This is a genomic window from Sutcliffiella cohnii (assembly GCF_002250055.1).
GTDB lineage: Bacteria > Bacillota > Bacilli > Bacillales > Bacillaceae_I > Sutcliffiella > Sutcliffiella cohnii.
Genome location: NZ_CP018866.1, coordinates 3,474,779 through 3,500,572, shown reverse-complemented (window position 1 = coordinate 3,500,572; position 25,794 = coordinate 3,474,779). Strand labels below are relative to the sequence as shown.

Annotated in this window: 27 protein-coding genes and 1 other annotated feature; of the genes, 20 read left to right on the top strand and 7 right to left on the bottom strand. The window is 36.0% G+C overall.

Annotated features, from left to right (window positions below; all coding sequences use genetic code 11):
* Nucleotides 1-480 precede the first annotated feature (480 nt).
* The 4 genes from qoxA (at nt 481) to qoxD (ending at nt 4,277) form a co-directional block, all read left to right on the top strand.
* Nucleotides 481-1,386, top strand: coding sequence for a cytochrome aa3 quinol oxidase subunit II (gene qoxA / locus BC6307_RS17470; RefSeq protein ID WP_066419056.1), 906 nt, complete (start codon nt 481-483; stop codon nt 1,384-1,386).
* Between the two features lie 62 nt (nt 1,387-1,448).
* Nucleotides 1,449-3,398, top strand: a complete 1,950-nt coding sequence (qoxB, locus tag BC6307_RS17465; RefSeq protein WP_066419054.1) for a cytochrome aa3 quinol oxidase subunit I — start codon at nt 1,449-1,451, stop codon at nt 3,396-3,398.
* Complete coding sequence (gene qoxC, locus BC6307_RS17460) at nt 3,395-3,991, top strand: cytochrome aa3 quinol oxidase subunit III (RefSeq protein WP_066419051.1); 597 nt, start codon at nt 3,395-3,397, stop codon at nt 3,989-3,991. The genes qoxB and qoxC overlap by 4 nt, the downstream gene beginning before the upstream one ends.
* Nucleotide 3,992: 1 nt before the next feature.
* The gene (gene qoxD, locus BC6307_RS17455; protein WP_066419047.1) at nt 3,993-4,277 is read left to right on the top strand and encodes a cytochrome aa3 quinol oxidase subunit IV; all 285 of its coding nucleotides are present in this window, start codon (nt 3,993-3,995) and stop codon (nt 4,275-4,277) included.
* A 53-nt stretch (nt 4,278-4,330) separates the two neighbouring features.
* Here qoxD and BC6307_RS17450 read toward each other — a convergent pair whose 3' ends face one another.
* From BC6307_RS17450 to mnmL, 3 genes are all read right to left on the bottom strand, one after another.
* Entirely contained in the window at nt 4,331-4,567 is a 237-nt protein-coding gene (locus BC6307_RS17450) for a hypothetical protein (RefSeq protein WP_328225855.1), read from the bottom strand.
* A 142-nt stretch (nt 4,568-4,709) separates the two neighbouring features.
* On the bottom strand, nt 4,710-5,279 hold the full coding sequence (mnmM, locus tag BC6307_RS17445) for a tRNA 5-(aminomethyl)-2-thiouridylate-methyltransferase MnmM (protein WP_066419044.1): 570 nt from the start codon (nt 5,277-5,279) through the stop codon (nt 4,710-4,712).
* A complete protein-coding gene (mnmL, locus tag BC6307_RS17440) occupies nt 5,276-6,238 on the bottom strand; it encodes a tRNA modification radical SAM protein MnmL/YtqA (protein WP_066419041.1) in 963 nt (320 codons plus the stop codon). The genes mnmM and mnmL overlap by 4 nt, the downstream gene beginning before the upstream one ends.
* Nucleotides 6,239-6,366: 128 nt before the next feature.
* Here mnmL and BC6307_RS17435 point away from each other — a divergent pair, with 128 nt between their 5' ends.
* The 10 genes from BC6307_RS17435 (at nt 6,367) to BC6307_RS17390 (ending at nt 17,428) form a co-directional block, all read left to right on the top strand.
* On the top strand, nt 6,367-6,630 hold the full coding sequence (locus BC6307_RS17435; protein ID WP_066419039.1) for a YtzC family protein: 264 nt from the start codon (nt 6,367-6,369) through the stop codon (nt 6,628-6,630).
* Nucleotides 6,631-6,645: 15 nt separating this feature from the next.
* Nucleotides 6,646-6,807, top strand: coding sequence for a glycogen biosynthesis protein GlgD (locus BC6307_RS17430; RefSeq protein WP_066419036.1), 162 nt, complete (start codon nt 6,646-6,648; stop codon nt 6,805-6,807).
* A 238-nt stretch (nt 6,808-7,045) separates the two neighbouring features.
* Nucleotides 7,046-8,245, top strand: a complete 1,200-nt coding sequence (locus BC6307_RS17425) for an MDR family MFS transporter (RefSeq protein ID WP_066419069.1) — start codon at nt 7,046-7,048, stop codon at nt 8,243-8,245.
* 118 nt (nt 8,246-8,363) lie between these two features.
* Nucleotides 8,364-9,395, top strand: a complete 1,032-nt coding sequence (locus BC6307_RS17420; RefSeq protein ID WP_066419034.1) for a hypothetical protein — start codon at nt 8,364-8,366, stop codon at nt 9,393-9,395.
* Between the two features lie 138 nt (nt 9,396-9,533).
* Nucleotides 9,534-10,907, top strand: a complete 1,374-nt coding sequence (locus tag BC6307_RS17415) for a sigma-54 interaction domain-containing protein (RefSeq protein WP_066419032.1) — start codon at nt 9,534-9,536, stop codon at nt 10,905-10,907.
* Between the two features lie 223 nt (nt 10,908-11,130).
* The gene (locus BC6307_RS17410; protein WP_066419030.1) at nt 11,131-12,453 is read left to right on the top strand and encodes a GntP family permease; all 1,323 of its coding nucleotides are present in this window, start codon (nt 11,131-11,133) and stop codon (nt 12,451-12,453) included.
* A gap of 16 nt (nt 12,454-12,469) precedes the next feature.
* Complete coding sequence (locus BC6307_RS17405) at nt 12,470-13,246, top strand: 3-hydroxybutyrate dehydrogenase (protein ID WP_066419028.1); 777 nt, start codon at nt 12,470-12,472, stop codon at nt 13,244-13,246.
* Nucleotides 13,247-13,312: 66 nt separating this feature from the next.
* A complete protein-coding gene (locus tag BC6307_RS17400) occupies nt 13,313-13,795 on the top strand; it encodes a GNAT family N-acetyltransferase (RefSeq protein WP_235858225.1) in 483 nt (160 codons plus the stop codon).
* A 109-nt stretch (nt 13,796-13,904) separates the two neighbouring features.
* Nucleotides 13,905-14,145: a binding site (T-box leader), on the top strand.
* Nucleotides 14,146-14,257: 112 nt separating this feature from the next.
* Nucleotides 14,258-16,675 (top strand): leucine--tRNA ligase, encoded by a 2,418-nt coding sequence (gene leuS / locus BC6307_RS17395; protein WP_066419025.1) that lies wholly within the window; start codon nt 14,258-14,260, stop codon nt 16,673-16,675.
* Nucleotides 16,676-17,122: 447 nt separating this feature from the next.
* Nucleotides 17,123-17,428: a rhodanese-like domain-containing protein gene (locus BC6307_RS17390; RefSeq protein WP_066419022.1), complete on the top strand. Its 306-nt coding sequence runs from the start codon at nt 17,123-17,125 to the stop codon at nt 17,426-17,428.
* Between the two features lie 125 nt (nt 17,429-17,553).
* Here the strand turns inward: BC6307_RS17390 and BC6307_RS17385 are convergent, their stop codons facing one another.
* On the bottom strand, nt 17,554-18,108 hold the full coding sequence (locus BC6307_RS17385) for a DUF3231 family protein (RefSeq protein ID WP_066419019.1): 555 nt from the start codon (nt 18,106-18,108) through the stop codon (nt 17,554-17,556).
* Nucleotides 18,109-18,270: 162 nt separating this feature from the next.
* On the opposite strand from BC6307_RS17385, the gene BC6307_RS17380 reads away from it, so the two are divergent.
* Entirely contained in the window at nt 18,271-18,453 is a 183-nt protein-coding gene (locus BC6307_RS17380) for a sporulation protein Cse60 (RefSeq protein WP_066419016.1), read from the top strand.
* 246 nt (nt 18,454-18,699) lie between these two features.
* Here BC6307_RS17380 and BC6307_RS17375 read toward each other — a convergent pair whose 3' ends face one another.
* Entirely contained in the window at nt 18,700-19,977 is a 1,278-nt protein-coding gene (locus BC6307_RS17375; RefSeq protein ID WP_066419013.1) for a BaiN/RdsA family NAD(P)/FAD-dependent oxidoreductase, read from the bottom strand.
* Between the two features lie 131 nt (nt 19,978-20,108).
* On the opposite strand from BC6307_RS17375, the gene BC6307_RS17370 reads away from it, so the two are divergent.
* Both BC6307_RS17370 and BC6307_RS17365 read left to right on the top strand, forming a co-directional pair.
* On the top strand, nt 20,109-20,474 hold the full coding sequence (locus BC6307_RS17370; RefSeq protein ID WP_066419004.1) for a hypothetical protein: 366 nt from the start codon (nt 20,109-20,111) through the stop codon (nt 20,472-20,474).
* A gap of 100 nt (nt 20,475-20,574) precedes the next feature.
* Nucleotides 20,575-22,206: a putative polysaccharide biosynthesis protein gene (locus tag BC6307_RS17365; protein ID WP_066419003.1), complete on the top strand. Its 1,632-nt coding sequence runs from the start codon at nt 20,575-20,577 to the stop codon at nt 22,204-22,206.
* Between the two features lie 95 nt (nt 22,207-22,301).
* Here the strand turns inward: BC6307_RS17365 and BC6307_RS17360 are convergent, their stop codons facing one another.
* The gene (locus BC6307_RS17360) at nt 22,302-22,526 is read right to left on the bottom strand and encodes a hypothetical protein (protein ID WP_066419002.1); all 225 of its coding nucleotides are present in this window, start codon (nt 22,524-22,526) and stop codon (nt 22,302-22,304) included.
* 118 nt (nt 22,527-22,644) lie between these two features.
* On the opposite strand from BC6307_RS17360, the gene BC6307_RS17355 reads away from it, so the two are divergent.
* On the top strand, nt 22,645-23,358 hold the full coding sequence (locus BC6307_RS17355; RefSeq protein ID WP_066419001.1) for a pseudouridine synthase: 714 nt from the start codon (nt 22,645-22,647) through the stop codon (nt 23,356-23,358).
* 74 nt (nt 23,359-23,432) lie between these two features.
* Here BC6307_RS17355 and BC6307_RS17350 read toward each other — a convergent pair whose 3' ends face one another.
* A complete protein-coding gene (locus BC6307_RS17350; RefSeq protein ID WP_094366159.1) occupies nt 23,433-23,654 on the bottom strand; it encodes a DeoR family transcriptional regulator in 222 nt (73 codons plus the stop codon).
* Nucleotides 23,655-23,952: 298 nt separating this feature from the next.
* Between BC6307_RS17350 and BC6307_RS17345 the strand changes: the two genes are divergently transcribed.
* Both BC6307_RS17345 and BC6307_RS17340 read left to right on the top strand, forming a co-directional pair.
* On the top strand, nt 23,953-24,669 hold the full coding sequence (locus BC6307_RS17345) for an ABC transporter ATP-binding protein (RefSeq protein WP_066418999.1): 717 nt from the start codon (nt 23,953-23,955) through the stop codon (nt 24,667-24,669).
* Nucleotides 24,666-25,787, top strand: a complete 1,122-nt coding sequence (locus BC6307_RS17340) for an ABC transporter permease (protein WP_066418996.1) — start codon at nt 24,666-24,668, stop codon at nt 25,785-25,787. The genes BC6307_RS17345 and BC6307_RS17340 overlap by 4 nt, the downstream gene beginning before the upstream one ends.
* Nucleotides 25,788-25,794 lie beyond the last annotated feature (7 nt).

Genomic DNA, 25,794 nt, shown 5'->3' with positions numbered 1-25,794 from the left:
TGGTTCAACTAACAATCATTGGGTCCCCCAATGATTGAAGTTTCACTTTATCCCGGTGTAACCATCCGTAAACTTCCACCATTAGTAAGCAATGTCAAGGAAGTAAGTGTGGAAGTAACGGTTGGTAACACCCCGATTGGTTCAACTAACAATCATTGGGTCCCCCAATGATTGAAGTTTCACTTTATCCCGGTGTAACCATCCGTAAACTTCCACCATTAGTAAGCAATGTCAAGGAAGTAAGTGTGGAAGTAACGGTTGGTAACACCCCGATTGGTTCAACTAACAATCATTGGGTCCCCCAATGATTGAAGTTTCACTTTATCCCGGTGTAACCATCCGTAAACTTCCACCAATAGTAAGTAAAGTCAAGGAAGTAAGTGTGGAAGTAACGGTTGGTAACACCCCAATTGGTTCAACTAACAATCATTGGGTCCCCCAATGATTGAAGTTTCACTTTATTGAAATGGAGGTCCTAATATGAGATTTAAATGGGCTATTTTATTTTTTGTTCTTACTATTGCAACTGTGTTAACAGGTTGTGAGCAAATGATAGTACTAGACCCGAAAGGTCCACAAGCAGCCGTTCAGGCAAGAGATATCATACTTTCAGCTGGAATTATGTTATTTATTGTCCTCGTAGTATTCGGAATGTTAATTTATATGCTTGTGAAATATCGTGCTTCAAAACAAGGTGACGATTATGAGCCACCACATATTGAAGGAAGCCCGCTTGTAGAGGCAATTTTTATTGGTATTCCAATTGTAATCGTTGCGTTCTTATCGGTCGTTTCTGTTCAAAGTAACTATAAAGTAGAGGCTCCACCCGAAGGTTATGAAGCGGAGCCACTAGTTATTTATGCAGCTTCTTCTAACTGGAAATGGCACTTTAGCTATCCAGAAGAGGATATAGAAACTTTAAACTACTTATATATTCCAACAGACCGTCCACTTGAGTTTAAAATATATTCATTTGGAACGATATCAAGTTTTTGGATTCCACAATTAGGTGGACAAAAATATGGAATGGCTGACATGGTTAATACGTTGCACTTAGCAGCAGACGTTCCTGGTGAGTATATGGGAAGAAACGCCAATTTCAACGGTGAAGGGTTTGCCGAAAATACGTTTAATGTGAAAGCAATGTCTCAAGCAGAGTTTGATAAATGGATAGAAGACGTGAAGAATACTGCTCAACCTCTTACGGAGGAGAAGTTTACTGAGCTTCTAGAACATGGGCATCTTGGACAAATGACTTTTACAGGAACCCACTTATCGTTCTTACCGCCTCCTGAAGGAGAACATGGTGGACATAATCACGGTTCAAGTAGTACAAACAACGATCATGATGATCACGATAAAGATGAAGAACATCATCACCATTAATTAGTAAACTGCAAGCTTGATAGATAACAAGCTTCTATACTTCCTGAAAGGAGTTAAATTGTATGGAATTCTTTGAAAGATTTGCCATACCTCATCCAAGTCCCGCAATATATGCGTCGATGGTTGCGATAGGTATTACTGTTATTGCGATAATAGCAGGGTTGACGTACTTTAAAAAATGGGGCTACTTATGGAGAGAATGGCTTACAACTGTTGACCATAAAAGAATCGGTATCATGTACCTTATTTCTGCTCTGTTAATGTTATTCCGTGGTGGTGTGGACGCGATTATGATGCGTGCACAGCTAGCGGTACCAGAAAACACAGTACTAGATGCACAACACTATAATGAAGTCTTTACAACTCATGGAGTTGTTATGATTATGTTCATGGCGATGCCTTTCATTATTGCATTAATGAACTACGTTGTACCGCTACAAATTGGAGCAAGAGATGTAGCATTCCCAAGACTGAATGCACTTAGCTTTTGGTTATTCTTTATGGGCGCAATGTTATTTAATATATCATTCGTCATCGGGGGCTCTCCTGATGCAGGATGGACTTCTTATTTCCCATTAGCGGGTACCGAGTTTAGTAAATCTGTCGGTACGAATTATTATATGATCGCTCTTCAGATTGCTGGATTAGGTACGCTAATGACAGGTATTAACTTTATTGCAACTATATTAAAAATGCGTGCACCAGGCATGACACTAATGAAAATGCCTATGTTTACATGGTCTGCTCTAATTACTAACGTTATCATCGTATTTGCTTTCCCGGTTTTAACTGTAGCACTAGCGATGGGAACGATGGACCGTTTGTTTGCAACAAATTTCTTTACATCAGATAATGGTGGGATGGATATGCTTTGGGCCAATCTGTTCTGGGTTTGGGGACATCCTGAAGTTTATATTTTAATCTTGCCAGCTTTCGGTATATATAGTGAAGTTATTTCAACTTTCGCTAGACGTAACCTTTACGGATATAAGTCAATGGTTTGGTCGATGGTTATCATCTCACTATTGTCGTTTACCGTTTGGGTACACCATTTCTATACGATGGGGCAAGGAGCATTAGTAAATAGTATTTTCTCTATTACAACAATGGCAATCGCAGTGCCAACAGGTGTTAAAATCTTTAACTGGTTACTTACACTTTGGAAAGGGAAAATCGAAGTTACTACTCCAATGCTATACTCATTACTATTTATTCCGATTTTTACAATTGGTGGAGTAACTGGAGTTATGCTAGGGATGTCTGCAGCTGACTATCAATATCATAATACGATGTTCTTAGTAGCTCACTTCCATTTAGTAATTATTCCAGGTGTTGTATTTGCGATGTTAGCAGGGCTAACGTTTTATTGGCCGAAAATGTTTGGCTTTATGCTTAACGAAAAAATCGGAAAAATTTCCGCGTGGATTATTGCTATAAGTACACTTGTGGCGTTTATGCCGATGTTTATTTCAGGTTTAGACGGTCAAGCGCGTAGAATGTACACGTATTCTGAATCAACTGGCTTTACAATTTGGAATATGATTTCTTTTGTTGGGGCAATTGGTCTAGCAATTGGATTTATTCTAATAGTATATAACATTTATTACAGCATTCGTTATGCACCGAGAAATGTCGGCTCAGACCCTTGGAATGCACGTTCATTAGAGTGGGCAACACCAAGTCCAGTACCTGAGTACAACTTTGCAATTGTTCCAAACGTAAAATCAAGTCAAGCATTATGGGATGCTAAAAAGCATGGTCATGAGCTATTTAAAGGTAAAATTGAAAAAATTCACATGCCAAATAATAGTGGCGTTCCATTTATAATGGCTAGCATTTTCTTTATTTGGGGATTCTCGTTCATATTTGCGATGTGGATACCTTTAATCCTTTCGACAATAGCTATCTTTGCATGTATGGCTTATCAGTCATTTGAAAAAGACGATGGCCGATATATATCTGTAGAAGAAGTAAAAGAAACAGAAGAAAAATTGGGAGGTACAAAAATATGAAAATAGATCATTCACTCCCTCTTGAATATAGTACGGAAGAAAATCGTTTGAAAATATTAGGCTTTTGGATTTTTCTGGGTGCGGAAATTATGCTTTTCGCAACGCTATTTGCATCGTACTTCGTTTTAGTCGATCGCACTGGCAATGGGCCATCGGGTGCAGAAATATTTGAAATAACACCTGTATTAATCGAAACTATTTTATTATTAACAAGTAGTTTTACGATTGGTCTTGCTATTCATGCAATGAGACTTGGTAGACAAAAAGCGATGCTAGCTTTCTTCGGAATTACATTAGTTTTAGGTTTAGCGTTCCTAGGAGTGGAGATTTATGAATTCTTCCATTATGTACATGTAGGAGCGGGCCTGCAAACTAGTGCATTTACAGCGATCCTACTAACGACTTTAGGGACGCACGGAGCCCACGTGGCGTTTGGGTTAGTATGGGGATTATTTATCATGCTTCAAGTTAAAAAGCATGGTTTGACATCAAAAACAGCTAATAAGTCGTTTATCTTTTCATTGTATTGGCATTTCTTAGACGTAGTCTGGATTTTCATCTTCAGCTTCGTCTACTTGAAAGGAATGATGTGATATGAAAGAGTTATTTCCTCTCAAGCAAGTAATGGGCTTTATTTTTTCATTAGTTTTGACCGCAGTAGCGTTAGCTGTCTTACTGTTTGATATGTCTTTTGCTGTAGGGATGACTATTCTTTTAGTAACAGCTTTCATTCAAGCTGGTCTACAGTTAATACTGTTTATGCACGCTGGTGAATCAAACGATAAAGCATCCATTTATACAAACGTGTTATATGGGATCATTATTGCAATTGTTACTATTTTAGGTACAATGCTTACAATGGTTTGGGGTTATGTTTAAAAAGAAAGAGCAGGAGCGAATATTCGCTTCTGCTCTTTTTATATGTTGTCATGTTATTTTTGTGGGTTTAATTTTTTCGTTGTTTTTTCTAAAACTTCTTCCGTTATAATAAAAAACATTCCCATAAGAAAAATAAATATACCACCCATAACTGTTCCTATACCAATCGGTGTTAATAAACTGGAACCGCTTGCAAATGCGCCGAAAATAAAAGTAATAATACCTATAATTATGACCGTGCCCCCAAAATATTGTACGGCATTAAACATCCCTTTGTTTACATTCATCATTTTCGACCCCCCATATTATAATAATATTATTTTGTTCACAAAAATGTCAATTATTTTTCTTGATTTGTTCATAATTAGTTATTGACTAGGAATAAAAAAACACCTCAATTGATTAACTATGAGGTGTTGAGAATTTTTATTATTATTTTTTTTCAATAGCTATAATGAAGGGAGGAGCATTCACTTGATTTAGGAACCGATATTGTAGAACATTAGCTTGCTTTTGTTCAATTGTACTCACGTATTCAAGAAGTGCGTCTCGTTCTACTGCTCCTTCAGGATGTCCATGATAAACAACTAAAATAATTAAACCTTCTGAAGGCATAATTTTCAAGAGCCTATTAATAGCGTTTACCGTACTATCAGGCGTTGTTGTAATTGTTTTATCTCCACCAGGTAAATAGCCTAAATTAAATATAGCAGCTTTTATTTTGTGATGCAGTGATGCTTCTAAGTGTTGTGATACATTGGCATGACTATCATGAATAAGTGTTACGTTCGTTACATCCTCTTTTTGTAATAGGGTGGATGTATTAGTTAGCGCTTCTTTTTGTATATCAAAGCCATAAACGTGCCCGCTGTCACCGACTAATCGAGCGAGAAATAATGTATCATGTCCATTACCTACTGTTGCGTCTATAGCAATATCACCTTGGCTTAGAGCTAATGTTAATAACTTTTTACTATAAGGTAATACACGTTCTAATTTCATTGGACCACTTCTTTTCGCTTATAGTATTTACCTTGATAGCTATTGCGTCTTTTTAGTTCTGCATCGATATTATTTAATACGGACCATTTATTAACACTCCACATAGGTCCTACCATCAGTTCAATAGGGCCATCACCTGTTATTCGATGCACAATCATCTCAGGAGGAATAATCTCCAGTTGATCAACGACAAGGTTTACGTAATCTTCTTGTGAAAGGAATTGCAACATTCCTTTTTCATATTGCTTTACCATAGGAGTTCCTTTGAGTAGGTGAAGTAAATGAATTTTAATCCCTTGTACATCAAGCTTGGCCACAGCTTTTGCTGTTTCCATCATCATGTCATAATCTTCAAGTGGTAGCCCGTTAATAATATGAGAACAAACCCGTATTCCGTGTTTACGTAATTTTTCTACCCCTTCCACATAACATTTGAAATCATGTGCTCGATTAATGAAAAGAGCTGTCCGTTCGTGTACCGTTTGTAACCCTAGTTCAACCCATAAATAGGTCCTTTTATTTAATTCCGCTAAATATTCGACAACATCGTCTGGAAGGCAATCCGGACGTGTTGCAATAGAAAGGCCAACAACCCCTTCAAGTTCTAATACAGCTTCGAATTTTTCTCGGAGCTCTTCGACAGGTGCGTGTGTGTTCGTAAAAGCTTGGAAGTAGGCCATATACTTTCCGTCTTTCCATTTTTGATGCATTTTATTTTTAATTTCATTAAATTGAGTAATTAGGTCATCTGCTCGATTTCCAGCAAAATCACCAGAACCTGCAACACTACAAAAAGTACAACCACCATGTGCAACGGTGCCATCCCGATTTGGACAATCAAAGCCTCCATCTAACGCTACTTTAAATACTTTATGTCCGAAATGGTTTCGTAAGTGATAATTCCATGTATGGTACCGTTTATCTTCATTTGAATATGGAAACGGATTATTTACTTTCATCCGTCACAACTCCTTCTATTGGGTTTCATCAAGTCATTGTAGCATGTTTCACCAGTTCCACGCTATTTGAATGTTTAGGAAAAAAATGAACAAAATAAACGTAATGAAATTAGGTGAGGTGATGGAAAGTGGCAACGAGAGATTCAGTAGAACAGTTCATTCAACAATGCGAAGATGCTATACGTTATGCAGAAGACCAATATAGTAACGCGGAACAACAAGAGCATTATAATGACACAGAATTTACGAAGGCACAAGAAATGTTAGAACAAACATATAATGGCCTGATGCACTTATCATTAAGTTGTAATGCACAACAAAGAGAGCAATTAAATCGAATGAGACTGCAGTTACAGCAACTTCAAAATCAAATGACATTATTAGACCATTAAAGGAGTGTTTTCCCAATGAAAAAACGTTCCAAGCAAAACAATCCCGAACAAAAGACAAAAAACGGTGTGAACAATAAAGTAGAGGCAGCAGCTGACTACAATGTTGTAAAAGACGTGAAAGAAAAGAATAGTAAAAAGGCTCAACCTGTTCGTTCTGATCATCATAATGGACATTAAGAGAGGGGATTCCCCTCTCTATTTTTAGTTTTGGCCAAAAAATTCAATGTTTTATACTAATCCAAACCATTCAAAAAACACTTTAAAGTCAGTTCTAATATATCTACACTTTTATGAACAATCCCGCATAAAAACAGTGTCAAAATTTCTTTCTTGCCACGAATACGTTTTGCTATTACAATTATTTAGTATTTCGAAATAAGGGAGAAAAAAGGAGGGCAAAAACTTCATGCTAAAAATGCCAAAAGCCCTTTGGTTACTCGTATTAGGAATGGCTATAAATGTAACAGGAAGCTCCTTTTTATGGCCATTAAATACTATATATATACATGATATTCTAGGTAAGTCACTCTCTGTTGCTGGACTTGTTCTTATGTTAAATGCAGGTGCAAGTGTTATCGGTAATTTAACAGGGGGTTATTTGTTCGACAAAATTGGTGGCTATAAGTCGATATTATTAGGGATAGGGATAACGATTGTAGCCTTAATTGGAATGACGTTCAATCATTCATGGACTTACTATATTATCTTTCTAACAATTATCGGTTTTGGTTCAGGGATTGTCTTTCCTTCTATGTACGCGATGGCCGGTTCGGTTTGGAAAGAGGGGGGGCGTAAACCATTCAATGCAATGTACGTATCCCAAAATGTCGGGGTTGCTATCGGTGCGGCACTTGGCGGATTAGTTGCAGATTATCGTTTTGACTATATATTTTTAGCAAATACAGTTACGTATGTAATATTTTTAGCTATTGCTATATGGGGATATAAAGGGATTGTCGCAAATCCATCCAAACAAACGACTTTATTAAATCAAACAACTAAAATAAAAGATTATACGAAGCTATATGCGCTATTAACGGTAAGTGTTGGATACTTCTTATGTTGGGTAGGTTACGTGCAGTGGCAAACTACCATTTCGACCCATACGCAAGGGTTAGGAATTTCTTTAAAACAATACAGTCTCCTATGGACAATAAATGGGGCGCTAATCGTTTTTGCTCAACCAATCATATCTTATATTGTTAATAGGTTTACAAAAACGTTAAAAATGCAAATAAACGTCGGTTTAATCATTTTTATGGTATCCTTTGCGGTAGTTGGAGTAGCAGAGCAGTACATGGCATTCGTTGCAGCAATGATTATACTTACAATAGGAGAAATGTTTGTTTGGCCAGCTATCCCAACAGTAGCAAATGAGCTTGCTCCTAAAGGGAGAGAAGGTTTTTATCAAGGTATTGTCAATAGTATTGCAACTGGTGGCAGAATGATTGGTCCTTTATTTGGTGGCTTACTCGTTGACTTTTATGGAATGAATATGCTGTTTATGATCCTAATAATATTAATGTTTATTGGTATATTTACAACAACAATATACGATCGGAAAATTAAACAAAGAGAACAAGGTACTACAAAATTAACGAAAAGTGTGTCTTAATAGATACACTTTTTTAATTTTTTTCGTCATGTTTATAAAAAAAGACGTATAATATAATTTGTATAATTGGAAAATTAATGGATTTATAACTATTTACATACAGGTGAAGGGAGTAAAAATGATAAACAAAAATAATTTAAAAAATGATGTATTGTTAGTATCAAAAGGTTATGTTAGTTTATCAGAATTAGAGTTGGAATGTTTAGTAGATATTATTGCAATGGATGAAAGAATAGACTTGGCCTTTTTTGGTACTTCGAGAGAAACGGATGGAGTATTTGTATTTACAGATAAAAGGATTGTTTTTATTGCGAGAACAAGGAGTATGAAAGACTTTTTTTGTCTCTATGAAGAATACGATCGCCTGTGCTGTCTTGATAGGCAAACGAATCCTGATGACCCAAGTCTTAATATTCTTTTTATGTTAACTGAGGATGGTGAGATATTTGACATTGATCGGTTAACTAGTGATAGAGCAGAGCTATTATATCGAAAACTATTAAAACTACTTGGTGAAGAGCCTATAGAACATAAGGATAAAAATAAGCGTTCTATGCCTACAATTGTAAAGTTTATTAGCTTACTCGGAATTGTTTTTGTTGTTTTTGGTGTAATTAATATCGTTTTTGATGGTGATGAAACAGGAACGATGGAAACTTCATCTGATGATGTGGAGTTTGTTTCCCATCAAAGAGAAATTAATTTTGTAGAAGATGGTGTAGTTGAAGTAGAAGGAGAAATGAAATTTGAATATAAGGATTATTTCTTTACTGATGCAATAAAGCCACCGAATAGTGAGGATGATTTTGCAACATATTTGATTGATAATGAATTGTTTACTTACTTAATTGTGGAAGCGGAGGTCACAAATATTTCGAAAAACCCATTAAATATCCAGACTAATAGCCCTTTATTTGTCGAACTTGTCGTAGATGATGTCCACAATTATTACCCGATGGTAGATCATTTAACTAATAATGATAGTGAGTTTTCCTATTCAGATGTTGAGCCTTCCGAGACAGTAACAGCTTACTATATGTTCCGAATACCGAAAAAATTTGTAGATTCAGAGGATAGTTTCGTATTGCATTTTGATCGATCGCATGAAAAATTCATTTTGGAATATATAACAAGCCTTCAAGTACGGTAATAGATAGAGAAATAGTTAAAATGGCAACCGCTTTGAACCGGTTGCTTTCTTTTACAATAAACCGAAATTAACACTTTTTATTATTATAAAAGACTGAAGATTATGATATATTAGCGAAAGGAGAGGTGAGACATTGATATGAAAGTGCGCGGTACTCGCTTAACGGATGAAATGATAGATACGATTATTGCAAATGCGTTTGAAGGAATCGTCGTAGTAGATGAAAAAGGATATATCGTTTATATGAATGAAAGTTATAGTAACTTTGTAGAGGTTGAAAATGACGTAGCTATTGGAAAACATGTAACGGAAGTAATAGAAAATACCCGTATGCATCTTGTTGTGCAGTCTGGTAAAGAAGAACTTGCTGACCTTCAATACATAAGAGGCAATTACATGATTGCAAATAGAATCCCAATCTTTAACAAGCAAGGAAAAGTAATAGGAGCTTTTGGAACAATCCTTTTTCGAGATACGAGTGAATGGGATAAGATGAATAGTCACGTAAAGAGTATGATGTCAAGAATTCAAAATTATCTACAGGAATATGAATCACAAACAGGTGTGAAGTATTCGTTAGAAGATATCATTGGGGATTCGGAAGTCATCGTATCTTTAAAGAATAAGGTTAAACAAATTGCCCCTAGTGATGTGTCTGTATTAATTAGAGGTGAAAGCGGAACAGGAAAAGAGCTATTTGCCCACAGTATTCATCAGTTAAGTAACCGCAGCAGTATGCCATTTATTAAAGTGAATTGTGCAGCTATTCCAGAACACTTGTTAGAATCAGAACTGTTTGGTTATGAAGATGGGGCTTTTACTGGTGCTAAAAAAGGTGGTAAAAAAGGAAAGTTTCAATTAGCTGATGGTGGTACTTTATTTCTTGATGAGATAGGTGATATGTCGTTGCCTATGCAAATAAAGTTGCTTAGAGCTCTACAAGAAGGGGAAGTGGAGCCTATCGGGGCGAGTAGGCCAATAAAAGTGGATGTTAGAATTATTGCAGCAACGAATCGGCCGTTAGAAAAAATGATAGAAGAAAAAAGATTTCGAGAAGATCTATATTATCGAATTCATGTTATCCCTTTTTATATCCCATCATTACGTGATAGAAAAGAAGACTTACCGATTTTAGCTAATCATTTTTTGAGGAAAATTAGTAAAAGAACGGGAAAAAGAGTAAGAAATATTTCTCCTGAAGTTTTACAAATTTTCTCTAAATCTCCTTGGCCAGGAAATATTCGTGAGTTAGAAAATGTAATACAAGCAGCCGTTCACTTTTCGGTAGGGGAAACGTTATTAATACAATCTCTGCCGGATTATTTTAAAGACTCCTTTACAATAAATTTAGGAGTGAAAACGTTAAAGGAAACGTTAGAAGAAACAGAAAAACAAGTAATTATCGGTGCGATAGAAAAAAATGATGGAGATAAATTGTTGGCTGCTAAACAGTTAGGGATTAGTAAATCTAGTTTGTATGAAAAAATAAAAAAATATAAGATCACGGTGTAAGTCCAGAATTATGGAAAGAGTTCCAGATTTCTGGACTGTTTTTAATAATGAGATTAGCCGTGCTTTTCATAAGTTAGTCAGATAGGTTAGTCCAAATATTCGGAAAAATAAAAACGTAAAAGTGTCAATTTTATGAACAAATGAACCTTCTTAAAGTTGGCACGCATTTTGCATATATAGAAATGAATAGTTTTGAAAGCGTTAACACAAAGGGGGATTTGGAATGTTAAGTATGATTGGTTTGATTGGAGGTTTGGCACTACTAATTATTTTAACGATGCGAGGAATGAACCTGTTAGTAGTTGGTCCTATTTCAGCATTAGTAGTAGCTCTAACCAGTGGTATGCCACTGTTTCCACAGTTGGCAGGAGAAGGGGAAGCGAACTTTGTTGGAAGTTACATGGGTGGATTTTCAGGGTTTGTAACGTCATGGTACTTAATGTTCTTATTAGGTGCGATTTTCGGAAAAGTAATGGAAGATAGTGGAGCAGCAGATAGTGTATCCAAATTTGTGGTTGAAAAATTAGGGATGAAATATGCGGTATTAGCGATTGTTGCTGCATGTGCTATTTTAACGTACGGAGGAGTAAGTTTATTCGTTGTTGCGTTTTCCGTTTACCCGATGGCTATTAGTCTATTTAAACAAGCAAATTTACCAAGAAGATTTATACCAGCAGCGTTAGCGTTTGGTTCGGTTACGTTTACGATGACATCGGCTGGTTCTCCAGAAATTCAAAACTGGATTCCGATTGAACATTTAAACACAAGCCCATATGCAGGATGGGAAGTTAGTTTAATTGTTGCTGTATTTATGATGATTTTCGGTTACTGGTGGTTAAAACGAATGATAACAAAGGCAATTTCTCGCGGGGAGAAATTTGAATCACGTGAAAGTGATCCTGTGATGGATAAAGAGAGAGCACTGCCAAACCCGTTTGTTAGTATGATTCCGTTAGGTGTAGTATTAATAATTTCATTTATATTCCATGATGACTTAAAGCAATCAGCACTTATTATTGCGTTAACTGGTGGAGTAGTTTCTACTTATATACTTGGAAGAAAATATTTTAAGTCGTTTTGGGATGCAGTTTCTGCTGGAACGATGGGAGCATTAATCGCAATTGGTAATACTGCAGCTGTTGTTGGATTTGGTGGGGTAGCTCAAAAAGTTCCTGCCTTTGAAGTGGCTGTTAATGCAATGACTAGTATACCTGGTAGTCCGTTAATTGGTGGAGCCATCGCAGTAAGCGTAATTGCCGGTATGACTGGTTCTGCTTCGGGTGGGCAAGCAATTGCATTACCGATTTTAGCTCCACATTATTTAGATATGGGTGTAAATGCAGAAGCACTTCACAGAACTGTTGCGATTTCTTCGGGGGCTCTTGATTCTTTACCACATAACGGATACGTCGTTACAACGGTCCGTGCTATTTGTGGGGAGACACACCAAGCAGCATATGGGCCAGTCGCCGCAGTAACTGTAATCGTACCATTAATTGGATTAGCGATGGCAATTGTATTATTCTCGTTAGGTTTAGGGATTTAAGAAAGAGGTGCATCTAGTGGTAGAAAATAAAGTTGTCGTAATAACAGGAGGCGCACAAGGAATAGGATTTGAAATCGGTAAACACTTTGCGGAAAATGGAGCAAAGGTAGTTTTAACAGATATGAATGAACAGCGTGTAAGAGAAGCTAGTGAATCATTAAATGAAAAAGGATTAATTACAACTAGCTTTCGTTGTGATGTTACGAAAGAAGAAGAAATTATTCAAGTTATTGAGGGCACTGTTCAACAATTTGGGAGAATTGATATATTTATTAATAATGCAGGATTACAGCATGTGGCTATGCTTGAAGAATTCCCAACAGAAAAGTTTGAGTTATTAACGAAAGTAATGTTAATTGCACCATTTATGGCAATTAAACATGTATTTCCTACAATGAAAAAACAACAGTTTGGTAGAATTATTAATATGGCTTCTATAAATGGATTAGTAGGATTTGCGGGTAAAGCAGCCTATAATAGTGCAAAACATGGAGTTATTGGTTTGACAAAAGTTGCTGCACTAGAAGGAGCTGCGCATGGGATAACTGTTAATGCATTATGTCCAGGGTATGTTGATACGCCTTTAGTTCGGAATCAATTAAAAGATTTAGCGACAACTAGAAATGTAGAACTAGAGAAAGTACTAGAGGAAGTCATTTATCCGTTAGTTCCTCAAAGAAGATTACTTACTGTTCAGGAAATTGCGGATTATGCCATGTTCCTATGTAGTGATGCAGCTAAAGGGATTACAGGTCAAGCGGCTGTTATTGATGGTGGTTATACGGTACAATGAAGATGGGTGGTGGTTCTTTATGAGCCACCGCTATTTATTTCTTTAATTATATGGGGAGAAAGACTAGTGGAGACAAAACGGTGCTATTTTACTTTGATTACTTTAGATGATTATTATGATGTTAAGTCACTTTATACGAATAATAAAGTTAGAAAATATTTAGGTGGAGCTATTAAAGAAGAGAAATTCGATCGCATATTTCCATGCATGGTACAAAAAGCTACACATACGTGGGTAGTTAAAGAGAAAAAGACGGAGCAATTTATTGGATTAATAACACTTGATCGGCATCATAATGGAATAGATACAGAAGTTTCATACCTACTATCACCTCGACAATGGGGAAAAGGTTATGCCTGTGAAGTAGTAAAAGAAATGATTACCTTTGCCTTCGAAAATTTAAAGCTTCCTAGACTAGTAGCGGAAACACAAACTGCAAATGAAGCATCATGCTATTTGCTAGAAAAGTTAGGAATGAATCACGAAAAAACGGTTACTAGATTTGGTGCAGAACAAAGAATATACGCAATTTATCCAGAAAAGGGATAAAGGCAGCCATAAGTGGGAACTATATTTTTAGGCAATTTAATTAATTGTCGAAGAAAGTGTTGCAGTTTTATGTAATATTCTATACAATACAAATTAAACTCAAACTTTAAATATTACGTTGAAAAGGAATAGTAGTGGACGAAAACGAGCATAGAGAGTTGACGGATGGTGGAAGTCAACAACGAGCGTTCATGAACTCGCCTTGGAGTAGCAAGTGTGAAACCTACTTACAGGAAGTAATGCTTTGCCGTATCGTCCGCGTTAAGGATTTGAGCGAGCATAGATACATTCTATGTTAATGTGGGTGGTACCGCGGGAAGTGTATATACATAATACCTCTCGTCCCTTTTAGGGATGAGAGGTTTTTTATTTTTTTTATCCCGGTGTAACCGTCCGTAAAACTCTTAAGATTTTTTACGGCCGCAAACACACCGATAAGTTCACTAATAGGAGGAATGTAAAATGTCATTTCAACATCAAGACATAGAAAAAAAGTGGCAGCATTATTGGGAAGAAAATAAAACGTTTAAAACAACAGAAGATTATTCAAAAGAAAAGTTTTACGCATTAGACATGTTTCCATATCCATCAGGAGCTGGATTACACGTAGGCCATCCAGAAGGATATACAGCAACAGATATTCTTTCTCGTATGAAGCGCATGCAAGGTTACAACGTTCTACATCCAATGGGGTGGGATGCGTTCGGTTTACCAGCAGAGCAGTATGCACTTGATACCGGTAACGACCCTGCTGAATTTACGGAGCAAAATATTAATACGTTTAGAAGACAAATTAAAGAGCTAGGTTTCTCTTACGATTGGGATCGCGAAGTTAATACAACAGATCCAAACTTTTACAAATGGACACAATGGATTTTCCTTAAGCTATATGAAAAAGGATTAGCTTACGTAGATGAAGTACCTGTTAACTGGTGTCCAGCATTAGGTACAGTTCTTGCAAACGAGGAAGTAATTGATGGGAAATCTGAGCGTGGCGGTCACCCGGTAGAGCGTCGTCCAATGAGACAATGGATTTTAAGAATTACGGAATACGCTGACCGTCTATTAGAAGATTTAGAAGAACTAGACTGGCCAGAAAGTTTAAAAGATATGCAACGTAACTGGATTGGTCGTTCAGAAGGAGCGAACGTTCATTTTTCTATTGATGGTTACGATGAACAGTTTACAGTATTTACAACTAGACCGGATACACTATTCGGTGCAACGTATGCTGTATTAGCTCCAGAGCACTCTTTAGTTGAAAAAATTACAACATCTGAGCAAAAAGAAGCAGTAGAAGCTTATATCAAAAGTGTCCAAAGCAAAAGCGATTTAGAGCGCACTGAACTTTCTAAAGAAAAATCAGGTGTATTCACGGGAGCATATGCAGTAAACCCAGCAAACGGAGAGAAACTACCGATTTGGATTGCTGACTATGTTTTAATTTCATATGGTACAGGTGCGATTATGGCAGTACCAGCCCACGATGAGCGTGATTACGAATTTGCAACAAAATTTGAGCTTCCAATAATCGAAGTAGTTGCAGGTGGAGACGTAACGAAAGAGGCTTATACTGGTGATGGAGATCATGTGAATTCTGATTTCTTAAATGGATTAGGGAAAGAAGAAGCGATTTCTAACATGATTGAATGGTTAGAAGCAAACGGTAAAGGGGAAAAGAAAGTTTCCTACCGCCTGCGTGATTGGTTATTTAGTCGTCAACGTTATTGGGGTGAGCCGATTCCAATTATTCATTGGGAAGATGGTACAATGACAGCTGTTCCTGTGGAAGAATTACCGCTAGTACTACCGAAAACGACGGAAATTCGTCCTTCTGGTACGGGGGAATCTCCACTAGCAGCTATTGAAGATTGGGTGAATGTTGTTGATCCAGTTACAGGTAAAAAAGGCCGTCGTGAAACGAACACAATGCCTCAATGGGGCGGAAGCTGCTGGTACTATTTACGATATATTGATCCGAACAACAATGAACAATTAGCAGATCCGGAAAAACTAAAGCATTGGTTACCTGTCGATATTTATATTGGAGGAGCAGAGCACGCAGTACTTCACTTACTATATGCTCGTTTCTGGCACAAGTTTTTATACGATATCGGTGTAGTTCCAACGAAAGAGCCGTTCCAAAAGTTATTCAACCAAGGAATGATCTTAGGAGAAAATAACGAGAAAATGAGTAAATCAAAAGGAAACGTTGTAAATCCTGACGATATTATTGAAAGTCATGGCGCAGATACCCTACGTCTATATGAAATGTTTATGGGACCATTAGACGCATCCATCGCTTGGTCTACAAATGGATTAGACGGATCACGCCGTTTCCTTGATCGTATATGGAGACTATTTATTGATGATAACGGTAAGCTTAGTCATAAAATTGTTGAACATACAGAGGAAGACTCGTTAGAAAAGGTATACCATGCGACAGTGAAAAAAGTGACAGAAGACTTTGAAGGACTTCGTTTCAATACAGCTATTTCACAAATGATGGTTTTCATGAACGAAGCATATAAAGTAGATAGTATTCCGAAAGAATACGTAGAAGGCTTCGTTAAACTTCTATCGCCGATATGTCCTCATATTTCAGAAGAGCTTTGGGAAAAGCTAGGCAATGAAGGAACGATTACGTATGCTGCTTGGCCAACTTTCGATGAGTCAAAGTTAGTTGAAGATGAAGTAGAAATCGTCGTTCAAATTAACGGTAAGCTAAAAGCAAAACTGAATGTACCAGCTGACGCTTCTCGAGAAACGATGGAGGAAATCGCACTTTCAGATGAAATAATTAGTACTCAACTTGAAGGGAAAACTGTTCGAAAAGTAATTGCAGTACCTGGAAAATTAGTGAACATCGTAGCGAACTAAAAAAGCAGAATGGCTCGCTCAGCGGTGACAAGCACAAGGAAAAGTTTGATAGAAGGTCGCTTAATTGACCTTCGTGCCCTCGTGTTGCGATCCCTTGAAGCTGGATAAAGCGCAGGCAGCAGCTGCATAATATAGAAAAAGAAAAGTCTTTAAAGCAAGTGGGAAAACGAGTCGTTGTTTCCCACTTGTTCTGTTTTTATGTAGAGAAATTGCTTAGTACCAGCTAATTTTGAAATCGGTTGGCGCAAAAGAGTGTTCAGTTGGCGCAAAAAGAGTGTTCAATTGGCACAAAAGTTGACCTTGCTGGCAAAAGCTAGTCCAGCAGTTGACTCGAAAAGAGGCATGTAAACAAAACTACTCCTTTTTCTATTTAAAGCCCATACATTGCAAAACATTTTTATTTTTATTACACTGTTTTTAGTTAAAAAGAAAAGTGAGGTACTAACAATGACAGATATTCCAGTAATTACGGCTGAAGAATTAAAAGCAAAGCTAGAAAAAGGGGAAGAGCTTTTATTAGTAGATGTTCGTGAAGACGAAGAAGTTGAAATGGGGATAATTCCTCAAGCGAAGCATATCAAAATGGGAGACATTCCAGAAAGTTTAGAGCAATTTGAAAAGGATAAAGAGTATATTTTCATTTGTCGTTCTGGACGTCGTAGTGAAAATGTATGTGCATATTTACAAGACCAAGGCTATAAAGTCCGCAACATGGTTGGTGGAATGCTTGATTGGGAAGGCGAAGTAAAATAACAGTAGAAAATGAAAGCAGAGTATTCGCTTATTTGAATGAACTCTGCTTTTTGTTGCTTTATAGTAAGTACTAATTAGGTCAGTAATTAAGTACTTACATTAAGAGCTATTGTAGTAGAACATGGTTACTTTTGAGGGCTGCCAGGAGGATAATAGTATGGAGGGACTTTTAGCCATCCACGTTTCCTCATTAACGTTTTTAGTGTTGCGCCAAACACTGCCCATTCAAAGAAAAATTCAATCCACATTGTTCCCACATCATTTCGAATTGCATTAGCTTGTCCTTTTGCACAAAACTGGGAGCTTGCTACTAATTTAAATGCTAACCCGTTCGTAATTTCATCATCTGTTAGTTTAACGCCAAGAGGTACATCCGTTGGGTCAGAATTCGGTTTAGTTGACGATACGTCTGGAAATGGTATTCCTTCATTTTTCATAAAATTACTAAGCCTTTTTATTTGTGATTCACAAATTCTCGTTACATCAATAAGTGTTTCCTTTACCTCATCGTCAGAGGTCGTGTTTAGCCCAATTTCCTCGTACCTAATAAACTCCTCTACCATTGTCAAATAGGTCCAACAATCTCCAACTTCTATTACATGTAACGGAGATTTAGGCTCGTTTGTATTATCAAACGAAATTTTCATCATGTTAAATATAGCTTCTAATGGATTCGACATATCTTCACCTCCTATTTCCTATTGTCTTCTTAATCATTATTTCTAAATAAAAGTAAAAAATGTAACCATTTATGTAAGTTTTAAAAAAGTTTAGAATTAGTGGTATAAATTTCAGAATATTAAGTTATAAATAGTAAAAAGAAGGACAAAGGGAGAGGTTCTATGATTCAAGTAAAGGTGTTTGATGAGGATCATGAACAAGTTTTAGAAAAAGAGGTTAATCGTTTTTTAAAAAAAGTTGATGAAGACGATTTGATAGACATAAAGTATCAAGTAGAATGTTTCGTAGATGAAAATGATGATGATTATTATAGGTATACAGCAATGATTATATATCGAGCCTGAAAGTTGGTTATTCTAATTTTCAGGCTCTTTATTGGTTAAGGAAATTATAACTCTGAAAAATTTGTGGATAACTCCTGTCATGGGTTGTTACGTCTAGCTTCGGCGCTTAGGCCCTATCAAACTTCCCTTGTCCGAAGTACGAAAAGTCAACATCGACTTAACGCAGTTCCCAAAGCGTTTCCTTTATCACAACCGTAACAGTCCAGTTTGTACGGGCCTGTTCGAAGCGCCTCCGCTTTTGTTCTTTTAGCGATATTTTTGCTTTAGCGCCGTTTTACCAGCATTTAAGCCCGCTAGCCGTCCAGTGACGAGAGCTGCTGTTATATTGTAACCACCAGTATACCCGTGAATATCTAATATTTCTCCACAGAAATAGAGACCATACATCAGTTTTGAAGCCATTTCTTTTGGGTGAATTTCTTTCACAGAAACTCCTCCACCCGTTACAAATGCTTTTTCTAAAGGTAGAGTTCCATTCACTAAAAAGCGAAATCCTTTGCAAACTTTCGCAAAATCTCTTAACTTTTCTTGTGATACTGTGGAACCAAGTGCACTTGGATCTAAATCAACACGCTCTAGTAAGAACAGTAAGTATCGTTCAGGAACAAATCCTTTTAATATATTTTTAACTGCCTTTTTAGGCTCGTCCTTCATTTTTTTATTCAGCTGTTGAAATACTTGTTCTTCATTAATGTCAGGAAGTGCATCAATGCTAACGGTAACTTCTTTCACATTAAACTTTTTTTGCGTCTTCACTACATATTGACTACTTCTTAATACGGCAGGACCGGAAATTCCAAAGTGAGTAAAGATCATATCCATGCGATGAGTGATGACTGTTTTTCCTTTCGGCGTTACTATACTCAATGCAACATCTCGTAAAGATAATCCTTGTAAGGACTTATTTTTAATAAAATCTTCTGAAGATGTGATCGGAACTTCCGTTGGGAAAATTTCTGTTATCGTATGCCCAGCTTTTTTTGCCCATGGATAACCATCACCTGTTGAGCCTGTATGTGGAACAGAAGAACCACCTACCGCAATTACAACGCTTGTTGACTCCATAAATTCTTTCGTTTTTAACATAACACCTTTTACTTTTCCATCTTCATATTCAACTGTTTCAACTGGAGTGTTTGTTCGAATCTCTACGCCTAGTTCTTTAATTGTTTCAATTAACACATTTACTACACTTTGTGCACTATTGGTTACAGGAAACATCCTTCCATGGTCTTCCTCTTTTAGCTCAATTCCTTTTTTCTCAAAGAAAGCAATGATGTCTTCATTACTAAATTCAGAAAAAGCACTATAAAGAAAGCGACCGTTCCCAGGTATATGTTTAATAATTTCGTCAACAGGAAGTCGATTTGTAACGTTACAACGCCCACCACCTGAGATGGCAAGCTTTCTACCTAGTTTATTACCTTTATCAATAAGTAAAACTTTTGCTTTCTGTTCTGCTGCTGCGATTGCCGCCATTAATCCTGATGGCCCGCCTCCAATTACAATTACATCATATTTCATTTTTTTCACCGTCCATAAATAGATACGTTCCTATTATATACAAGATTAGTATGAACACCAATGAAAGACGTTAGACAAGTGATATATTTTCGGTTACTCTGTAGGCAATAATGAAAAAGTGGTGATAAAAGATGAGTAAAGAAGGATTTGTACCAGAAGATGGTGGTTGGACACAATCAAAGGGAGACAAAGTTTTACTTTTGTCCGTACCGACACTTCAAAAATACATAGAGGTTTCTGTAAAAAAATTTTCGTATAAATGGCTATACAATCGGGAGTTAACGAGTTATATACTTGATTTAACGTTCAATGATGAACATAACATACCACTAATATTTCCTCAAACTCATGCAGGTCAATTATTGCTTGATGCGGATGCATATGAGGAGTTTTCAATTGCAATAATAGCAAGTCCGCTAGAAAAAATGGAGGACGACACAGCTTATTTATATTTTCCTAAAATAAATTTAAAGAGAAGTATTCACGCTAAGTGGTAAAAAATATAGTTAGTCAGTTAGTCTTATGCTTTCTACGTGCTTTATGGTAAAATTACTAATTAGGTTTAAAAAAATAGATTATCGTGTGAGAAGGGATTTAATGTCTACATCTAAATTGTTCAGAGGTACAGCAATTTTAACAGCAGGAACGATGTTTTCTCGCCTGTTAGGTTTAGTTTATATATTTCCGTTTTATGCAATGGTTGGAGAAAAAGGTGGGGAGCTATACAGTTACGCATACATACTATATACACTTATGTTAAGTGCCGCAACAATGGGGTTGCCACTTGCGGTTTCTAAATTCGTAGCAAAGTACAACTCTCTAGGTGAATATGGTGTAGGAAGAAAGCTTTTCAGATCTGGATTGTTTACAATGAGTATTACTGGCGTCATAGCTTTTTTAATTCTTTATATTTTAGCACCGTATACTGCGCCAATTATATTAGGACGTGAAGCTAGTGATTACATTCATTCAGTAGAAGATGTTACTCACGTTATACGAATGGTAAGTTTTGCTCTCTTACTTGTTCCGATAATGAGTTTAATAAGGGGATTCTTTCAAGGTCATGAATCAATGGGCCCTACTGCGTTGTCACAAGTTGTGGAGCAATTAGCTCGCATTTTATTCATTTTAGGTAGTGTCTATTTTGTAATTCGTGTAATGGATGGTGACCTGTCCACAGCAATTGGTTTTGCTACTTTTGCAGCATTTATAGGTGCATTAGGTTCGTTACTCATTTTAGTTTGGTATTGGTTTAAAAGAAAACGACATTTAGACAAATTACTTGAACAAGATAAAGGGAATGTGGAAGTTTCCTATAAAGATATGTATAAAGAGTTAATACTTTATGCCGGACCGTTTGTTTTTGCAGGTTTAACATTACCACTTTTTCAATCAGTAGACTTATTTACTTTTAACAGTGCAATGGGATCAGGAGGACATGGGAATACTAATGCGGCGTTTGGTATTATCAATACGTACGCTCATAAGTTAGTGATTATTCCAGTTACGTTAGCGACATCCTTTGCTTTAACGTTGTTACCTACTATAACTAAGTCGTTTGTCAGTGGAAATAATGAACTACTCCAAAAACAAATTAGCAAAGTGTTGCAAGTCTTATTGTTTTTAACACTTCCAGCATGTATTGGCTTAGCGTTACTAGGTGGGCCAGCTTATACAGCCTTCTTTTCCTATGATGAACTTGGTGGATATTTATTAACTTGGTATGCACCAGTAGCAATATTGTTAGCGTTATTTACTGTATCGGCAGCGATCCTTCAAGGAATAAACGAACAGCGTCATACAATATATGCAATTTTATTAGGTTTAGCGGTAAAGTTTATAACAAACTATGTATTCATTATTCAATTAGGTGCAATTGGTTCAATTATAGCAACTGCACTTGGATATATTGTTACGGTTGGTTATATATTATATATCATTCAAAAGAAAACTGGATTTAATTATTCTTTTGTTATGAGGCGTTCACTATTAATTGTTATATTTTTAGCAGCGATGGCGATTGTGGTAATTCCTGTGAAAACTGGACTCGATATGATTTTGCCGTATAGCGCTGGAACGTTAAACTCTTCAATCATTATCGTCATATCAGCAGTAGTCGGAGCGTTCGTATACTTTTTCTTAAGTTTCCGCTCAAAGTTGATATATTATATTTTTGGAGAAAACTTACCGTTTATGGGCAAGTTAAAAAGGTTTAAGCGTTCGCATTAGATTAAAAAAAGAAGACAAACAAAAAAGTTTGTCTTCTTTATATATGAATAAGGTACATACTATTGGCTTTGAAAATAAATAAAACTTACGCTGTTTTAGTTAAAACCTGGGCCAAATCCTCCGCCAAAGCCGCTACCAAAACCTGATTGGCGCTCAAGGCGTGTAACTCGACGATCTAAACGTTGTACTTCTCTTTCTAGACGAGCTAGACGTCTATTAAGTTCACCGAATTGTCCACCAGGAAATCCTCCTCCAGGAGTTCCGAATCCAGGGACAGGAAAAAATTGGCCTTCTAGTTGACGTTGATCTTGATAATACATTCAACATACCTCCTTGTTAATTACATTCTATACATCGTATGAATATAGGGAAAAGGCGGAATCCGCAAATGCCTATTCATTGAAAAAATAGGATAATGCCTATAGAAAGGTGAAGAAAATGAGATTAGATAAATTGTTAGCAAATAGTGGTTATGGGAGCCGAAAAGAAGTTAAGAAGCTTTTAAAATCGGGTGCCGTTAAAGTAGATGATAAAGTAGTAAAAGATGCAAAAAATCATGTGAATCATGAAACACAGTTTGTAACTGTATTTGGAGAAGAAGTGGAATATCGAGAATTTATATACTTAATGTTACATAAGCCGCAAGGAGTGCTATCAGCAATAGAAGACCGTTCTCAAAAAACTGTAATTGATTTGTTAGAGGAAGAAGATGCAATGTTTGAACCATTCCCAGTAGGTCGTTTAGATAAAGATACGGAAGGCCTTCTCCTATTAACGAATGATGGACAATTAGCTCATCAACTGCTGTCTCCTAAAAAGCATGTTCCGAAAACTTATTATGCAGTAATACTCGGAGAGGTAACAGAAGAAGATATAATTGCTTTTAAAAATGGCGTTACGCTAGATGACGGGTATGTAACGATGCCAGCTGACTTAACTATTTTAAAAGCTGGCAATCAATCTGAAATAGAACTTACCATTATGGAAGGGAAATTTCACCAAGTAAAAAGAATGTTTCTTTCCGTAGATAAAAAAGTGACGTACTTAAAAAGAATGAAAATGGGTCCATTGGAGTTAGATGAAGAGTTAAATTTAGGAGAATATCGTGAGTTAACAGACGAGGAAATTAGTCAATTAAAAGGTGAGGAATAAAAGAGAGAACGTTTGCACTTGTTGCAAACGTTCTATGTATTTTAAACTTATATAATTTAATTGTATAAAAATCTTTATGAACTTAACCTAACTTTTTTCTTTGTAGTGGTCCATTTCCCTTTAGAAGGGCTACGAACTAAGTTATTATATGCCAACACATTAAGATCTCGCTGTGCTGTTCTAGGAGTTATTCCAAATTCATCAACGAGTTGTTGTGTCGATACAGTTCCTTTCTCATGAATAAACATGTAGACTGCCTTAATACGGGTTAGCATACGGTTTGTTGATGTTGTCAAAAAACCACTCCTTATCCGTTATTACAAAATGGAACTACTTCACAAAAATACATGATGTTAGGATGCTTGTTTGTTATTCATAATTTTACACCATTTCAGTCATAAAATTCTACTTTAATGCATTAATTTACAAATAATTTAAAAAACACAATCCTCCTTTCTTTATAATCAACTATATGAGAGGAAAAATTGTATATTACTATTGTATACTAAGTTATTAGAATAATCTATTTAATGATACAAACTTTGAAACTTCTTATTCTAATAAACGTACTAATGATAGAAGGGTGGGGAAAGAATGAACAGGTTGTTAACGCTAGAAATTGAGAAAGCAGGTTATGATGAAGGAATGTCAATCCTTTCGAATGTGACATTTAATGTAACTAGAGGAGAGTTAGTCGGCTTAATAGGTCCTAACGGTGCTGGTAAAAGTACGACAATAAAAACTATTTTAGGCATGAATGAACATTATAAAGGTACGATACACTTTGATAGTAAACGAGAAATTGCGTACATACCGGAAAAACCAGTATATTATTTTGATATGACATTATGGGAGCATATTGAATTAACTGCTGCCCTTTTACAACTTGAGGAGAAAAGTTGGACTGTAAAAGTAAAAAAACTTTTGAAAACTTTCGAGTTAGAACACGTCATTCACGAAACGCCAGCAACCTTTTCAAAAGGAATGCAACAAAAATCAATGTTAATATTCGCGTTTATGACAAATGCTTCCCTTTACATTGTGGATGAACCTTTTATTGGACTTGACCCAAATGCAACGAAAAAGTTGTTACTATTATTAGAAGAAGAACAAAAAAGAGGTGCTGGCATTTTAATGTCAACGCATGTTTTAGATACTGCTGAAAAAATATGTGATCGTTTTGTTTTATTATTAGATGGAAAAATTGAAGCTACAGGCACGATGGAGGAAATACAAACGACTTGTGGCTTGCCTAATAGTTCACTTCTAGATTGTTTTTATTTTTTATCAAATAAGGAACCGAGTGTATGACGGGAAACGTTTTATTTAAAAGGAGATTACGAAAAGAATGGAATTTTCAATGGTCTAATTTAACTTCCATCGTTGATCGTACAGTACTTCTCTATGGTATTCTTTTTACTGCTTTTATGGGCGCTCTCCTTTACGACTCACTTCCTACTATCTTTGAAACATTAAACGATCTACCGATTAATTTCTTTTTATTTTTGCTCTATCAACTATGTTGGTTTGGGACAGTAAGAATTTTTATGGAATATGCTGATGAGTATTTTTTAATGCAACGAAAAGATGTGTTAAGGTCAATTAAACTACTCAGCATAAGTTACGCCTTATTGACTTACTTAGTTCAAACTTTTCTTATTGTATTTTTACTATATTTTGTTTTAGTCAATATTGAAACAATTAGTTTTTCTGTTTTTTCGTTACTTTTCTTATTTTCATTGCTTCGATTTTGTATTTTAACTTCTCGGAAATTAGTTTCAATCTATTGGAACGGTTGGAAAAGGCCATTCATCGTTTCGTTCTTATATGTTGGTTTTATTTTTGTAGCGTATATAATTGTAAGTCATAATGCTTATATTATAGGTAGTGTTTTTGCTTTTCTGATTATTATTATCAATCTTATTATGATCATATATAGTAATAGTTTCTTTACAGATGCAGTTGAAAATGAAAAACAACGGTTACGATATGTACAAATGATTTTTCATGCTTCTGAATATGTTCATATCCCAGCAAGCTCTAACAGGACTAAACCGTTACTATTTAGAAAGTCCGAAAAAATATTTTCCGCTCGGACAAAAGAGAATGCATTAAAGGAATTGTATATAAAGTATTTCCTTCGTAATTATCGTTATCCGCTTTCATTGTTTCAGATGATTAGTGTAACAATGGTTGCGATCGTGTTTCTTCCATTATGGATGAAATATGCCTTACTAATTGCTTTTTTCTTTTTTATTAAGGAATGGCTATCAACGGTTTATGATGAAGTAGTAACACATCCTTATTTGCAAATGTACGAAAGCATAGTGAGAGAAGTATCACGAGAAAAAGTAATTCGATTATTTTATATTCCAGCGACGATGGTGGTAGGGGTAATTGTGTTTATTGCGACACTATTGTCGATTTAATTAGTGA